Raw genomic sequence first — 15,061 nt, 5'->3', positions numbered from 1 at the left:
TTAGTAAGGAATTATATGTTAAATAAATTATGTAAGATATTATTTTTTATCAATCTGTTATTGGTTGCAGTGCAAAGTTATGCTTCACCTCCGTCCTTACCGCCATCATTACCGGTTGCCGAAGTAGATACTAAAGATAAGGATGTTAGCTCTAATTCCGATATTTCTTTTTTTGATAAAATTAAGCAATTTTTTAGTAAATCAAAAAAGAAAAATATACCCCCTAAACAGGCAAATGAACAAACTAAAGCAGCCCATAAAGAAGAACCAAAGCTAGCTTCCCAAGAGTCTAATGAAAATGAACAAGCTGAGCCGTTTATAGATGTTGGTAATACAGCATTGCCTAGTGCCACCGCAATTAATGAACATGAAAGTAGTGTAAATTTAGCTTCTCATGATAACACACCGGATAAACAAGTTACACAACAAGAAACTAATGAATCGGAAACATCTGAACCTTTTATAGATATTGGTAGTGCAAAGTTACCTAGTGCTACAAGTAATGAAATGCATGAAGAAGAAGTTGATTCTAATGAGCATAAAGATACAAATTTAGCTTCTAATATTATAACTCCTAACGTACCGAGACCGATAGTATCTATGCCTCCGGCTCAAGCAGGAAGTTATATAGTGCCTCCGCAGCGACCGGTGCAAATATATAAACCGACCAATTTGCCGCCCGTGCATAAGCCTATTCCGCTTAATCCACCTCCTGATGCTAATAAAGAGGAAGAAAGCGTAGCACCGATAGCACCGCCGTCTATACCTAATATGCCTGCTGTTTCTCCGCCTGTGGTTAGCCCGCCGGTAACCCAAGATATTACACCAAGTACTATGCCGACAACAGTACCTCCTGCAGAAACTCCGGTAGTACCTAGTAATGCGCCTGCACCGCTGGTAATGCCTACAAATCAACAATCTACACAGCCTATAACACCGGCTAGCCCAAATACACCCGTTACTACTCCGCCTAAAGTAGTTCCTACAACCGATTCTTCAGCGGAAATCAATAACTCGCAGGAGACATTTGTTGCTGTTTCAGATGTCCCAAAAAAACAAGATTGGAATACTCCGCTTATCCCCGTTGTTGTAGTGAAGCCGAATCAACCTCAATCTCAGCCTTTAGAGAAGCAAATTAAGAATAATCAAACTACAAATAATCAAGAGAAATCACTGCCGATAAGCTCTCCAAATGTCACGATTCAAAAACAGGATGATAAGGTGAATAATGAAACCTCGAAATCGACAACAAAATTCGTTAAAGATGAAACGCAAATGTTACTTTTACCTGATGATGATATAGTTCTTGGTAAACTAACAGAGCAAGCGACTTTAGAGCAGATGGATATGTATGCATATATAGAGTTATTCCAAAAGAAAGAAGAATGGATAGCAAGTGCCGAAAGAAGAAAAGCTGTAGAGAGTTTTATTAAATATGATAATGATATAAATAAAAAGAAAGATATTTATGCCAATCTGTCTTATTGTAGTGCAGTAGATAATGCTTTTAGAGCAGTTGATAGAAACAATCTTTTTGAGCTGCGTGCGTTACTTGATGTTTATCCGATATTGCAAGAAAAGAGCAGATTAGGTGAAACATTACTAACTGCTGCTATTTATAACGATAATTACTATTTAGCAAAATTTTTGGTCGTACGAGGTATTAAAATTTCTACTCTAAATGATGAGTGCCAATATCCATTAGATATTGCATTAGCTCAAGGAAACGCTAACATAGCTTGCATGTTAATCAAAGCTAAGGGGTACTAATAAGATTATTTTTATCGTCATTGCGAGCGACTGCAAGGAGCGTGGCAATCTCATGAAATAGTATAAAATCCTGAGATTACTTCATCAAAACTTACAGTTTTTCCTCGCAATGATGTAGAATTTTCAAACAATTTCTTTAAAGCTTAATTGCTTTTCTAGGTTAAATAGTTTAATTTAGGAAAGAAAACAATTAATTCCTCTCCTACATATATGAATGATTTATTCAGCTTTAACAAAGAAAAAAAAAATAAGCTAGTCGATAATAACTACAGTGCAAAAGATATTGAAGTATTAGAGGGGCTTGAGCCTGTTCGTAAAAGACCGGGGATGTATATCGGTGGCACTGATTCAAATGCTATGCATCATTTAGTATCTGAAGTGCTGGATAATGCTATGGACGAAGCAGTCGCCGGCTTTGCAAGTATCATCACGATAAAAATGCATCAGGATCATAGTATTACTATATTTGATAACGGTCGCGGTATCCCTATTGATAATCATCCTAAATTTCCTGATAAATCAGCTTTAGAAGTAATTTTAACTACTCTTCATTCAGGAGGTAAATTCTCAAATAATGTTTATCATACTGCAGGCGGATTGCATGGTGTTGGAATATCGGTAGTAAATGCTTTATCTAAACATTTAGAAATAAATGTTTATAAACAAGGTAAATTATATAGTCAAAGTTATTCTAAAGGAGAAAAGTTAACTGATTTAATATGTGAAGAAGCATCTAAAAGGCTAAGAGGTACATCAATAAATTTCACTCCCGATCCGGAAATTTTTAGTGGAAAATTACATTTTAATCCTAAAAAGATTTATGAGCTTGCAAGGTCAAAAGCTTATTTATATCGCGGTGTTACTATAGAATGGGAATGCGAAGTAGAAGTACCGTCAGATATACCTAAAAAGGCATTAATAAATTTCCCAAACGGTTTAAAAGATTATTTAAGTTCAAAAATAACTTTAGATAATTTAGTTATTCCGGAAATTTTTTCAGGCAATATAGAGTCTACGCTGGACGGGATAAAACTTGAATGGGCAATCTGCTGGCAAAATAACGATAGCTCGGCGTTTATTCAATCATATTGTAATACCGTTCCGACTCCACAAGGAGGAACGCATGAGCAAGGACTTAAGTCAGCTATTTTACGTGGGCTTAAAGCATACGGTGAAATGATAGGGAATAAAAAAGCTGCTAATCTAACTATTGAAGATATTTTAGAAACCGCAAGTGTCGTACTTTCTATTTTTGTAGCTGAGCCGTCTTTTCAAGGACAAACTAAGGAAAAATTAGTATCAAACGGTGTAAGTAAACCGGTCGAGAATATAATAAAAGATCATTTTGACCATTTTCTTAGTAGCGATAAAGCTTTAGCTACTAATTTACTTGAGCATGTAATTAGCATTGCCGAATTTAGAATAAGTAAGAAAAACGAAAAAAATATTTCTCGTAAAAATGCCACTCAAAAATTACGTTTACCTGGTAAACTTGCCGATTGCACACGAACTTCACCTGAAGGGACGGAATTATTTATTGTAGAAGGTGATTCGGCAGGAGGTTCTGCAAAACAAGCACGTAATAGAGAAACGCAAGCAGTATTACCGCTATGGGGTAAAGTTCTAAATGTTGCGAGTTCTACGCTTGAAAAAATCGTTAATAATCAAGCGATACAAGATTTAGAAATAGCTCTTGCCTGCGGTAGTTTAAAGAATTATAAAAAAGAAAATCTGCGTTACGAAAAAATAATTATTATGACTGATGCAGATGTTGACGGTGCTCATATAGCTTCACTATTAATGACTTTCTTTTTTTTACGAATGCCGAAATTGGTAGAAGAGGGGCATTTATATCTAGCTAAGCCTCCGCTTTATCGTTTAACGCAGTCTAATAAAACTTATTATGCAGGCGATGAAGAGGAAAAAGCTAAGTTAACGGATAAATTATCAAAAGCTAGTAAAGCTAAAATTGAAGTAGGTAGGTTTAAAGGTCTCGGTGAAATGATGCCTGCACAATTAAAGGAAACTACTATGCATCCGGAAAAAAGATCGCTTTTAAAGGTAACTTTAGAAGATTTTCAAAATGTTGATAAAATAGTAGATGATTTAATGGGTAAAAAGCCGGAAAAAAGATTTCAATTTATTTATGAACAGGCTTTAGTTAAAATGGATAAAATTATTAGTGAACTGGATATTTAATCGTCATTGCGAGGAGCCGTAGGCGACGCGGCAATCTCGTCAAATATCCTGAGATTGCTTCGTCAAATTATTTCGTAATTTTTCTCGCAATGACGCTTTGCTTAAAAACACACATATTTGGAGTATTATGTTATTACGTTTAATTATAACACTATTTTTTATTATAAATTCTATTTGTGCATTTGCAGAAGGAGAAAAAGAAACTGAAAATAAAATATCAAATCAGGAAGCTTATAAGCAATTTCAAGACGTATTTGAACGTATTGAAAAGGATTACGTACAAGTACCCAATAGGCAAAAAATGATAGATGAAGCAATTAATGGTATGTTAAACTCGCTTGATCCTCATTCAAGCTATTATACCGATGAGGATTTAGAAGATATTTTTACTTTTACAAAAGGTGAATTCGGCGGAATCGGTGTTGAAATAATGTATGATAGCGGAGCAATTAAGATAATATCGCCTATTGACGATTTGCCGGCTTTCAAAGCGGGGCTTAAAGGCGGGGATTATATAGTAGGCGTGAATGACGAGTTAGTCTCTACGCTTGGTCTTAATAAAGCTATAAAAGAGATGCGTGGTACGCCTGGTACTAAGGTTAAATTGTTGATAATTGGGGAAGAAGAGGCAAAACCGCAAGAGCTAGAGCTTACTCGCGAAATAGTAAAAATCAAGCCGATAAAAGCACATTTAGAAAAAAATAATATTGCATATATACGTATAACTACTTTTAATGAGTCAACAATTTCTGAGCTGAAGGCAGCAGTAAAGAAGTTAAAAACTGAAAGTAAAGATGACCTTAAAGGTATAATTCTAGATTTACGTAATAATGCCGGAGGTATACTCGATCAAGCTATTGCCGTTAGTGATTATTTTATTGATTCCGGTGTAATTGTAACAACAAAAGGTAGAACTATATCAAGTAATAGCGAAACTAAAGCAAATGAGTTTTCGTTAAAAGCTCCCAAAGTACCTATGATAGTTTTAATAAATGGTAATTCTGCCTCTGCCTCGGAAATAGTTGCCGGAGCTTTGCAAGATCATAAAAGAGCAATAATACTTGGCACTAAGTCTTTCGGTAAAGGATCAGTTCAGGCTTTAATGCAAATCAATTCTAGGGCTGCCGTAAAACTGACTATATCTAAATATTACACCCCAAGCGGTCGTTCTATTCAAGCAGAAGGAATAGAGCCTGATATTTTAATTGAGCCGGCGAAAGTTGAGTATCCAGAAGTGAAAAAAATAGATAAGCGTTTTTCTGAGAGTTCTTTAAAAAATTATTTGAAGAATGATAATGAAAAAAATAAAGATAATTCATCTAAAAACAAAGATAGCAAAAAAGAAACAAAAGCCAAAAATAATAAACAAGAAGAGAATGAATTATCGGAATTATACAAAAAAGATTATCAATTTGCTCGTGCTTATGATGTAATTACAGGGTTGATTATTAATAAGAAGCTGGAAACAAAAGAGAAAGTTAAACAAGAAGATAAGTAGAGAGGATAATTTCATTCTCGGTTTTGCTGCATGGATAGATTCTTCGTCATAAGCTACGGAAAAACTGTAAGTTTTGTACGTACGCAATCTCAGGAGCCCTGCTTTATGAGATTGCCACGCTCCTTTTAGTCGCTTGCAATGATGATTTGGTATGCAAGCAAGCCTTTCCGCAGGGATGACATCAGTTGAGCTAAAAATAACTACTGGGTCTCGTAATGAACCATAATAAGTATATAGTAAGATTGTCATTCATTATATTGTTTCTTAATATTGTCATAAATATGATGTTTTATCGTTATTTTATGATAAAAGAAATGATAGTAAAACAAGTGGCTTTGGAACATACTAAAATTGTAGAACTTTACACTGATAATATTTGGAATACTCATCAGAACGTAATCAGTAAATTACATAAATTCGATTATTTAAAACTATTACAAGATCAAGATTTTATTAATTTTGCAAAGATTACCGCTCAATGGTTCACCAATCTTAATATTAATATTTCTATCTACGATCTCAAAGGTAATAAATTCATCACTAGTAATATGTTACATATGTATAGTGTAGACAATTATAAAGATGATAGTTTGGTTGAGATAGTTACCGCAAAAATCGATAAATTTTTTTTAAAGTCTTTTACTTCAAAAGCTCCGCTTCAAGATGCTTTTGAAGGTATTACAAGTCATATATTATTACCAAGGGTAGTAATAGAAAATGAAAGTGATTTAACAGTGGGAGAAGCTTCTTTTGTTACTAGCTATATCCCTGTTATAGATAATAATTTAGATTTTCCCGTAGATGCAGTATTTGAGATTAACACTAATATTACCAGCCAGTGGCAAAATATAACCTCTCTTGAGCAAAAGGTTTTTATAGCTTTTATCATTATTTTTATAATATTCTGCACTATAATTATTAGTAATACTAACTATGCTAGACAAATTATTGAGGAGCAGCTTGAAACAAATAGAAATTTAAAAGCTCAAATAGTAAAATTAGAAAAAACCAGCTCTTCAAATACAAAGTTTTTTGCTAATATTAGTCATGAATTGCGTACACCACTTAATGCTATAATAGGCTTTTCGGAAATTCTTATGTCGGAAAGAGATGCAGAAAAAAGTAAAAATTATATTAAAGATATAAATGATGCCGGTAAACATTTGCTTAGTATGATTAATGATATTTTAGATCTTTCTAAAGCTTCTGCCGATAAATTAAAAGTAGATAGTATAGATCTTGATTTAAATAAATTAATTAGTTCTTCGCTGATACTTGTTAAGCCTCGTGCCGATCAAGCCGAAGTGGCTTTAATTAGTAGATTACCGAAAGAGCATGTGGTTATAAAGGCTGATCCAAAAAGGCTAAAACAAGTATTCTTAAATCTTTTATCAAATGCCGTGAAATTTACAAATTCTGGAGGAAGTGTTACTATTGCACTTGAAAAAGATGAGTTAGCAAAATTAGTATATATAAAAGTTATAGATACCGGCATCGGTATTGAGGAAAAAGATATCCCAAAAACTTTATCGGCGTTCGGTCAAATTGATAGTGAGCTTAGTCGAAAATATGAGGGTACCGGTCTTGGGTTGCCGCTTACTAAAAAGCTGGTTGAGCTTATGAACGGTAAGTTTGATTTGCAAAGTAAGATAAATGAAGGTACCACCATAACAATAACTTTTACATATGACGGTAGTATTGAAATATAAAAAATTGTGTGGAATATTAAAAATTTTTCGTTATACTTGTTTAATTTGAAAATTGGCTACGTCGTTTTATAAGATCTGCGGTTCTCACGTATTAAGTATACGCAGCACACCTCACCTTATAAACTCCTTGCTCTTTTCCAAATTAAACTTCGTCTACTTACTCTTCGTTTATTCAGAGTATATTATAAAAAAAAATTATAAATCTTTAAAAAATATATGAAACTGATTGTCTTATTATTTACTTTTTTATTTTCTATGGTTTCTTTCGGAGAAAGCGAAACTATTAAAGGAAAGCCTTTAAAATATGCAGCAAATAATGATTTTGAAAATAGATTAGATGAACAGGAACAAGAAATCAGAAGATTAATCGGTAAAGTTGAGGTTTTACAGCATAAAATTGATATGCTAACGCAGAACTCAAATATTCCAAATCAAGAAGAAAATACTGAAGTTTTAGAAGCCGGTGATTCAAAAAAACAAGATGTTTTTGATATAGCTTTGCTTAAAGACATGCCGGATAATGTTCCTAAAAAACCTATTGCGGTTAATAAGGATATAGCTCCCGATAAGCAAGCTTACGATTTGGCTCTTGCTGCTTATAAAGATAATAAACTTACTGAAGCAAAAGATAAATTTAAAAATTTTATCCAAAAATATCCTAACAGTTCGCTGATTAGTAATGCTTATTTCTGGTATGGGGAATGCTTTTTTAAACAAAAAGACTATAACGGAGCAGCGGTTAACTATTTAAAAGGCTATAAAGAGTTACCGAAAGGGGCAAAATCTTCTGATGGATTATTGAAGTTAGCACTTTCCTTAGGCGAACTAAAAAAAACTCAGGAAGCATGTAATATGCTTGCTAAGTTTGATAAGGAATTTTCAACTAATAGAACTGCTGCATCCAAGAAAATGGCAGAGGATACTAAGATCAAATTTGGCTGTAAAAATAAATAAAAATAATAAGATATGACTGATATTTTGGATGAAATACTGAGTGATCAAAATGAAGAAAAAAGGTTAATTTTTTTCAAAAAGCTTTTACCTATAATAATCATCATTTCTATAATAGCTATTACTATAATGGTTGTTATTAATAATTATAAAGATAAAAGAATTAAAAATAACCAAAAAAACGGTGATATTCTTATTAAGACTGTTGGTTTGGAAACAACAAAAGATAATGAAGAATTAGCTTTTAATACTTTAGAGAATTTGGTTACTACTAGTAATACTAAAATAAAAGAAATAGCTGCATTAGAACAAGTAGCCATAAAGATTTCGGAAAAAAAATATTCAGAAGCAAAAGATCTGCTTAATAAAATTATTGAAAATAAAGAATATTCCGAAATTTCTACTTCTTATGCACGTATTTCATGGTGTGGTCTTGTTATTGATGATCAAAATCTAGATATTCAAGATAAAGAAAAATTGACAAAATATTTAAACTATTTTGATGACGAGAAAAAACCTTTTTGGGCTACGGCAACTATTATAAAGGCTATGTGGGATATTAAGAATAATATGAAACCGCAAGCAGAAAAAAATCTAAAAAATTTATTAATTTCAAATAATGTATCTGATCTAATAAAAGATCAGGCTAAAGCATTGCTGGTAAATTTAAATAAATAATAATTCGTACTTAAGGAAAAATATGACAAAAAAAATAGCACTTCTGTTATTACCGTTTATTTTAATTTCATGTAACGGGCTTGGACCAAAAAGGGTAAAAAATATTGTTGAGTTGACTCCTAAATTAGCAATTCAGACTAATGAGCCTATATATTTAGATTCTAATGCAAATATATATGCGTTTAATGCAAATATGCTTAAGAATAAACAGTATAGTTCCGCTAGAAGCAAAACAATTACCGAGCCGATTTTTATAGGCGATATGATTTATGCATTAGATATTAGATCGAATATTTCTGCATTTTCTATAGAGAAAAATAAGATTATTTGGTCTTATAATTTAAGTAGACATAAAAAAGATAATTATATATGTGGTGGAATTTTACACCATAACGGAAAATTATACGTAACATACGGTTCAAGGTTGTTAGTAGTGCTAGATGCAAAATCAGGTTATGAAATAATTAGAAAAGAACTTCCAGATATTATTAGAATTAAGCCTATTGTGCTAAATGATAATACTGTCTTAGTGCAAACTATCAGTAATCAAACTATTGCTTTAAATGCAGAAACTTTAAAAACCGTATGGGAACATGAAAGCCTAGCGGAAGTTTTATCGGCTAGTTATTTTATGACGCCTATAGTACAGCATGACAATGTAATAGTAACTTATAATTCCGGGCAAGTACTTGCATTAAATATAAAAAACGGTGAAGTAAGATGGAATTTTGAGTTCGCAAATCTTAATGATCGTACAGCTATACCGAATTTTGACGAATCAAGTATTTTATGTACCCCCGTTCATGATAATATGAATCTGTATATAGCGACCGGTCTTGGCAAGCTTATTAAGCTTAATGTAGCAACCGGCAGTATGATTTGGCAGGTAAATGCCGAGGATATTCAATCAATGTCTTTAATCGGTAATAGCCTATTTGTAACAAATAACGCTAGACAAATAGCGGCATTTAATCCTGAAACAGGGAAAGTAAAGTTTGTAGCTGATTTAAATGATGGAAAAGATCCTAAGAAACTAAAATCTGCTACTTTTTTAGTACCTTTTGTTGGAGTTGATAATAACAATAAGCGAAGTTTAAATGTTATTTCCGTTAACGGTGTTTTATATAGTTTTGATTTTGATAATAATGGATTAAACATGATGCCTCATATTGTCAAAATTATAAAGAATATTCGTTATTATGGGCTAAGAGCAAATAATAATTTATATTTTTCTACCGATAGAAAAATAATATTCGGAAGTAAATAGGGATTGCTAACTAGTGATAATATCGTCATTGCGAGAGGTCAAAGTGAGGTCGGCAATCCAGAAAAGATAATAAAAATGCTATAAACTAGCATTTTTAAACTGGATTGCTTCATCAAAATTTTCAATTTATCCTCGCAATAACGTTAATTTATTAACTAATTTATCTTTGATTAGCAATACCAGTAAATAGATTATATTTAACTTGACAAATGGCAGGGATTAATGCTATTAAATATGTTTCTTGATTCTTTAATTTTAAATTCTAATTAAAAAGATACTATTGTGAAAACTTACTCGGCAAAGCCATCGGAAATTGAAAAGAAATGGTGGGTCATAGACGCAAAAAATATTGTACTAGGGCGACTCGCTAGCAGAGTTGCTAATATGCTACGTGGTAAGCATAAACCTAGTTTTACGCCTCATTTAGATTGTGGTGATAATATAATCATAATAAATGCGGAGCATGTAAAATTAACAGGTAAAAAAGCGAATCCCAAAGACGGAAAAATATATTACAGGCATACAGGATTTCCAGGTGGGATAAAAGATACTACGGCAGGTAAAATCTTAAGCGGTAAACACCCTGAGAGAGTTATTAAAATGGCCGTAAAAAGAATGATTACAAGAAATGCTTTAGGTGCTAAGCAAATGAGTAATTTGTATGTTTATGCAAATGGTGATCATCCTCATATGGTACAGCAACCTACTGTTTATGATTTTGCAAGCCAAAATCCAAAAAATAAAAAGTAATAGAATATGACCGAGTTAAAAATTAAAACAGAAAAAGTAGAAAAGCAGTTAACTAAAGAACCTTTAAAACCGGTATTAAAAACTCCTAAAGAGAAAATAGATAATTCAGGCAAGTTTTATGCTACAGGTAAAAGAAAAAATGCTATAGCACGAGTATGGCTTAAAGTAGGAAAAGGAAAAATAGTTGTTAATAAAAAAACAATAGACCAGTATTTTCCTTCTGAAACCTATGTGAAAACTATCTTACGGCCTTTTGTCTTAACAAAAACTATTGATCAGTATGATGTAATTTGTACTGTTAGAGGTGGAGGAATTTCAGGACAAAAAGGTGCTATTTTACATGGAATTTCTAAAGCTTTAGATAAATCTGCTCCGGATTTTCATGCTATTTTGCGTAAAGGCGGTCTTTTAACACGTGATTCTAGGGTAGTAGAGCGTAAGAAATACGGACAACGTAAAGCACGTAAGAAAACACAATTCTCTAAGCGTTAAGATAAAATTTGAGAAGTTGCTAGTCAATTGTTGTATGGATCAATTTTTTTATTCTCATCCCGCGACTTGATCGCAGGATCCAGCTTAAAATATTTAAATTATTAGTATTTTAAGTTATTTTTTTTTGGATACCGTGGTCAAGCCACGGTATGACACTAAGTGCATTTTTCGATCCATGCAACAATGCACTATTTTTATCTAGAATGACACTTCTTAACAAATTATATAAACACTCTTCCCCTGGCGGGGTAGCTCAGCTGGTTAGAGCGACGGAATCATAATCCGTGTGTCGGGGGTTCAAATCCCTCCCTCGCTACCATTCATTCGTCTTTTTGAAAGTTCTATAGTAAACTGATTTGAACTTTGTGCTTCGTTGTTTATCGTCTTGCCTATTAATATATAGGTTCTATCTTCATGCCTGTCACAAAATGGGGTTGAGTTTACTATAGAACTGTTAACAAAATAATTTTAATTGATAATTAAAAAGAATTTTTAGCAAAAATTATAAGATTTTTGCAGGAATAGTTAATCCTATTTCAAAAAATCTTATAATTTGCAGCAAAAAGTAATTTAATTAGCTTTTAAATTATTTTGTTAACAGTTCTATAGTTTTTAATAAAATTTTCTTACTACATGACAATTTTTAGAGATGTAAGGACTAAAGGATTGAATTTTGCTGATAATTCATGATGATAACGGGGAAAGAACTTGGTTTACATATGAAAGATCATTCCGCCCCTCTAGTCGAATTATTACAAAAACATATTTCGCTTAATTTATCAAGAGCAAAATGTTTAGGATTATTTATCATTTCAATGCTTAACAGCAGGACAGTAAACATGTCATTGTTATGCAATAGAATGCCGTCTGGGATTAAAGCAGCTTCATGGTATAGAAGGATGCAAAGATTTATCTCTGAAATCTCAATATCATGGAGAGTATTACCTGTTATGTTAGTCATGATGACTGGGTTTGAGCAGGAGCAAAAATGGGTATTGTGTTTAGATAGAACGAATTGGAAATTTGGTAAACGACATATAAATATTTTATATTTAGCTGTCAGTTTTCATGGTATAGCGATCCCCCTTTTTGGAATTTTCTAAGTGATAAAAAGTGTGGTAACTCTGATTATATTGAGCGTATTGATCTGATGGAGTGTTTTTTAGAAGTTTTTGACAAAAACCGCATTGAAGCATTAACCGCTGATAGAGAATTTATAGGTAAGGAATGGCTCTCTTGGCTTAGAACAAATCAAATAAGATACGTTTTTCGAGTTAGAGAAAATAGACAATATATCAGTAATGCAAGGGGAAAAATGGTTAAAATACAAGAGTTATTTCGCCCTCTAGCCATAGGATCGCATGTGAGTTTGTCACAACGTAGAATTGGTACAAAAGGTGAAATATTTAATGTAGTAGGGATCAGAAATAAGAAGAGTGAACTTGCAGTCTTAATACATAGTGATGAGATCAAAAATCCTGCTGAGATATATGCTCAAAGATGGCAAATTGAAACAATGTTCAAAGCTTTTAAATCAGCAGGATTCAACTGTGAAGCAACTCATATTACTAATGATTTACGATTAGATACATTGATGCAAATATTGTCTATTGCATTTTGCCTAGCTTATCAAACTGGAGAGATTATAGTTTTAGATAAACCAATAGTTATTAAAAAACATGGTTATAGGCAAAATAGTATATTTCGTGTTGGATTAGATACATTGGTTAATATCTTGTATAATATTTCTACTCAATTAGTACGTTGGATACAGCTGTTGTCCTTGATATTCCAATATCCAAAGATGATAAAATGAAAAATTGTCATGTAGTAAGCAAATTTCCAATTCGTTCTATCTAAACACAATACCCATTTTTGCTCCTGCTCAAACCCAGTCATCATGACTAACATAACAGGTAATACTCTCCATGATATTGAGATTTCAGAGATAAATCTTTGCATCCTTCTATACCATGAAGCTGCTTTAATCCCAGACGGCATTCTATTGCATAACAATGACATGTTTACTGTCCTGCTGTTAAGCATTGAAATGATAAATAATCCTAAACATTTTGCTCTTGATAAATTAAGCGAAATATGTTTTTGTAATAATTCGACTAGAGGGGCGGAATGATCTTTCATATGTAAACCAAGTTCTTTCCCCGTTATCATCATGAATTATCAGCAAAATTCAATCCTTTAGTCCTTACATCTCTAAAAATTGTCATGTAGTAAGTAAAATTTTGTATAAGATAAATATATAATAAATATTAGACTTCTTGCATAACCTATGTTATAAAGAAGTCTATTTTATATTAGGTTCTGTGAAGATCTCTAAAAAGATTTGATTTGCACTAAAAAATATCTCAAAATAACTAATCAATTAGAAACCTTTGCAAAGCCTAGCATTTTATGAAATTGATTTTAACAAGTTTAATTCTTATATTTGTGACGCGAGTTTCGTATTAAGATGCCTAAATTATGGTTAATGAATATGCTATAATGCTTATCCTTTCAAGGTTTGTAAGAGGTGTGACAAGTTTTACAATTTAATAGTTATAGTCAAAAAAGACAATTTACTAAAAATTTATGCAGTTTTAAGTACATTTTATAACAAAAACAATATTACTAATATCCTCGTAACCCAGTTACTATCAGCTATTCAGTTCCTCTATTAATACGAAACTCGCGTATTTATGAGCTTTCTTCCAATATATGCTAAATCCTTACCTAAAGGGTTCGTGTATCTGAAAGATATCGACCCTACAATTATTCAAAATATGCGTTATTATTCAGATGAAAATTTTGTTGGTAAAATAGATAAGTCTAAATGTTTTACACTAGGTTATATAGCTGAAAGATCCAGTCATAGTAGGGGTAGTACTGTAGATTTATCAATAATAAAGCTTCAGAAGGAAGTTAATAATAATCCTGAAGTCATTAAGAGAAAATTGAAAGACGAGCGTGTTATATCCTATTTAGATGACAATACGGTAGACATGTATACTTCGTTTGACTTATTTGATGAAGCTTCACATCATGATAGTAAATTAATTGATAAGCAATATTTAGTAAAACGTAATTATTTACGTTCTAAGATGCAAAAACATAATTTTAAAGCATGTCAAAGGAATTTGCAAATAAGATAACTGAAATTGCAGAGCAGAAGCACATCATCCCGATTTAACTATATCTTGGGGAGCATGTAGTGTGGAAATATGGACTCATAAAATCGACGGTCTTATGGAAAACTACTTTATATTGGTTGCAAAGATAGAAAGTAAAATCTAATTATTTTTAGGTTGTAATAATTAATTACTTAAGTGAAAAGAATAATAGCAAAAATCACATAAGTATCAACAGCTAAACGATGGTTTCTTATTAAATTAATTGAATTATAACAATAATCTTAATAATATTTAATAATAAGACATGTTTATAATAAACATAAAGTAACGTTATGCCAAATTATCATATTAAATTTTTACCAAATATAGTTAATTTAATTGGTTATTTTTATAGACTTATTTTATTACCAAATTTAATACCAGCTGATTCTAGTGAAAATAGTTATGATCAAAGCCTTGATAGAAATAAGGTATATTCTGTACATTTAAAACCTTTTTCTAATACCTCTACATATTTTTTAGATGAGCATTCATACCTTTGTACATATTGCTGATAAAAAATATATTTTATGTGGATTGGTTAGAGAGCTCAAATTTGCATTTGAAGATATAAATTCAT

General features: G+C 31.9%; 13 protein-coding genes, 1 tRNA gene and 3 pseudogenes. 16 read left to right on the top strand and 1 reads right to left on the bottom strand.

The features are described from left to right. Positions 1-15: 15 nt before the first annotated feature. The 12 genes from REIS_RS05895 (at position 16) to REIS_RS12840 (ending at position 13,130) form a co-directional block, all read left to right on the top strand. Positions 16-1,770 (top strand): ankyrin repeat domain-containing protein, encoded by a 1,755-nt coding sequence (locus REIS_RS05895; protein WP_008580335.1) that lies wholly within the window; start codon positions 16-18, stop codon positions 1,768-1,770. 210 nt (positions 1,771-1,980) lie between these two features. Continuing rightward, entirely contained in the window at positions 1,981-3,969 is a 1,989-nt protein-coding gene (parE, locus tag REIS_RS05890) for a DNA topoisomerase IV subunit B (protein WP_008580334.1), read from the top strand. Positions 3,970-4,096: 127 nt separating this feature from the next. Further along, complete coding sequence (locus REIS_RS05885) at positions 4,097-5,467, top strand: S41 family peptidase (protein WP_037213811.1); 1,371 nt, start codon at positions 4,097-4,099, stop codon at positions 5,465-5,467. A 215-nt stretch (positions 5,468-5,682) separates the two neighbouring features. Then, the gene (locus REIS_RS05880) at positions 5,683-7,176 is read left to right on the top strand and encodes a sensor histidine kinase (protein ID WP_008580332.1); all 1,494 of its coding nucleotides are present in this window, start codon (positions 5,683-5,685) and stop codon (positions 7,174-7,176) included. A gap of 216 nt (positions 7,177-7,392) precedes the next feature. Further along, positions 7,393-8,130, top strand: coding sequence for a tol-pal system protein YbgF (gene ybgF, locus REIS_RS05875; RefSeq protein WP_008580331.1), 738 nt, complete (start codon positions 7,393-7,395; stop codon positions 8,128-8,130). A gap of 12 nt (positions 8,131-8,142) precedes the next feature. After that, a complete protein-coding gene (locus REIS_RS05870) occupies positions 8,143-8,805 on the top strand; it encodes a DUF2659 family protein (RefSeq protein WP_008580330.1) in 663 nt (220 codons plus the stop codon). A gap of 22 nt (positions 8,806-8,827) precedes the next feature. Further along, a complete protein-coding gene (locus REIS_RS05865; protein ID WP_008580329.1) occupies positions 8,828-10,072 on the top strand; it encodes an outer membrane protein assembly factor BamB in 1,245 nt (414 codons plus the stop codon). Between the two features lie 282 nt (positions 10,073-10,354). Next, on the top strand, positions 10,355-10,822 hold the full coding sequence (rplM, locus tag REIS_RS05860; protein ID WP_008580328.1) for a 50S ribosomal protein L13: 468 nt from the start codon (positions 10,355-10,357) through the stop codon (positions 10,820-10,822). Positions 10,823-10,828: 6 nt separating this feature from the next. Continuing rightward, positions 10,829-11,314, top strand: coding sequence for a 30S ribosomal protein S9 (rpsI, locus tag REIS_RS05855; protein ID WP_008580327.1), 486 nt, complete (start codon positions 10,829-10,831; stop codon positions 11,312-11,314). A 242-nt stretch (positions 11,315-11,556) separates the two neighbouring features. Continuing rightward, positions 11,557-11,633: transfer RNA gene (locus tag REIS_RS05850), tRNA-Met, on the top strand. A 367-nt stretch (positions 11,634-12,000) separates the two neighbouring features. Then, positions 12,001-12,417, top strand: coding sequence for a hypothetical protein (locus tag REIS_RS12845; RefSeq protein ID WP_008579269.1), 417 nt, complete (start codon positions 12,001-12,003; stop codon positions 12,415-12,417). After that, positions 12,363-13,130, top strand: a complete 768-nt coding sequence (locus REIS_RS12840; protein ID WP_338109792.1) for an IS4 family transposase — start codon at positions 12,363-12,365, stop codon at positions 13,128-13,130. Before REIS_RS12845 ends, REIS_RS12840 begins: the two co-directional genes overlap by 55 nt. Here REIS_RS12840 and REIS_RS05840 read toward each other — a convergent pair. After that, the gene (locus REIS_RS05840; protein ID WP_008579489.1) at positions 13,067-13,489 is read right to left on the bottom strand and encodes a hypothetical protein; all 423 of its coding nucleotides are present in this window, start codon (positions 13,487-13,489) and stop codon (positions 13,067-13,069) included. The genes REIS_RS12840 and REIS_RS05840 overlap by 64 nt on opposite strands. 521 nt (positions 13,490-14,010) lie before the next feature. On the opposite strand from REIS_RS05840, the pseudogene REIS_RS17315 reads away from it, so the two are divergent. From REIS_RS17315 to REIS_RS05825, 4 genes and pseudogenes are all read left to right on the top strand, one after another. Continuing rightward, a pseudogene (locus REIS_RS17315) lies at positions 14,011-14,130 on the top strand (D-alanyl-D-alanine dipeptidase); the annotation flags it as partial. A 183-nt stretch (positions 14,131-14,313) separates the two neighbouring features. Next, on the top strand, positions 14,314-14,463 hold the full coding sequence (locus tag REIS_RS05830) for a hypothetical protein (RefSeq protein WP_037213815.1): 150 nt from the start codon (positions 14,314-14,316) through the stop codon (positions 14,461-14,463). Next, positions 14,445-14,605: pseudogene (locus REIS_RS12835) on the top strand (4a-hydroxytetrahydrobiopterin dehydratase); the annotation flags it as partial. The gene REIS_RS05830 and the pseudogene REIS_RS12835, both read left to right, overlap by 19 nt. A gap of 169 nt (positions 14,606-14,774) precedes the next feature. Continuing rightward, a pseudogene (locus REIS_RS05825) lies at positions 14,775-15,060 on the top strand (hypothetical protein); the annotation flags it as partial. Position 15,061 lies beyond the last annotated feature (1 nt).

Origin of the sequence: Rickettsia endosymbiont of Ixodes scapularis (assembly GCF_000160735.1) — a bacterium.
Classification (GTDB): Bacteria; Pseudomonadota; Alphaproteobacteria; order Rickettsiales; family Rickettsiaceae; genus Rickettsia; species Rickettsia tamurae.
This window is presented reverse-complemented; position numbering and strand designations above follow the sequence as displayed.

Bases quoted from the DNA above. Each gene is read 5' to 3' on its own strand.
- REIS_RS05830 (WP_037213815.1), top strand. From the start codon at position 14,314: ATGTATACTTCGTTTGACTTATTTGATGAAGCTTCACATCATGATAGT.
- REIS_RS05880 (WP_008580332.1), top strand. From the start codon at position 5,683: ATGAACCATAATAAGTATATAGTAAGATTGTCATTCATTATATTGTTT.
- REIS_RS12845 (WP_008579269.1), top strand. From the start codon at position 12,001: ATGATGATAACGGGGAAAGAACTTGGTTTACATATGAAAGATCATTCC.
- REIS_RS05895 (WP_008580335.1), top strand. From the start codon at position 16: ATGTTAAATAAATTATGTAAGATATTATTTTTTATCAATCTGTTATTG.
- ybgF (WP_008580331.1), top strand. From the start codon at position 7,393: ATGAAACTGATTGTCTTATTATTTACTTTTTTATTTTCTATGGTTTCT.
- REIS_RS05870 (WP_008580330.1), top strand. From the start codon at position 8,143: ATGACTGATATTTTGGATGAAATACTGAGTGATCAAAATGAAGAAAAA.
- parE (WP_008580334.1), top strand. From the start codon at position 1,981: ATGAATGATTTATTCAGCTTTAACAAAGAAAAAAAAAATAAGCTAGTC.
- REIS_RS05865 (WP_008580329.1), top strand. From the start codon at position 8,828: ATGACAAAAAAAATAGCACTTCTGTTATTACCGTTTATTTTAATTTCA.
- REIS_RS05885 (WP_037213811.1), top strand. From the start codon at position 4,097: ATGTTATTACGTTTAATTATAACACTATTTTTTATTATAAATTCTATT.
- REIS_RS05840 (WP_008579489.1), bottom strand. From the start codon at position 13,489: ATGATGATAACGGGGAAAGAACTTGGTTTACATATGAAAGATCATTCC.
- rpsI (WP_008580327.1), top strand. From the start codon at position 10,829: ATGACCGAGTTAAAAATTAAAACAGAAAAAGTAGAAAAGCAGTTAACT.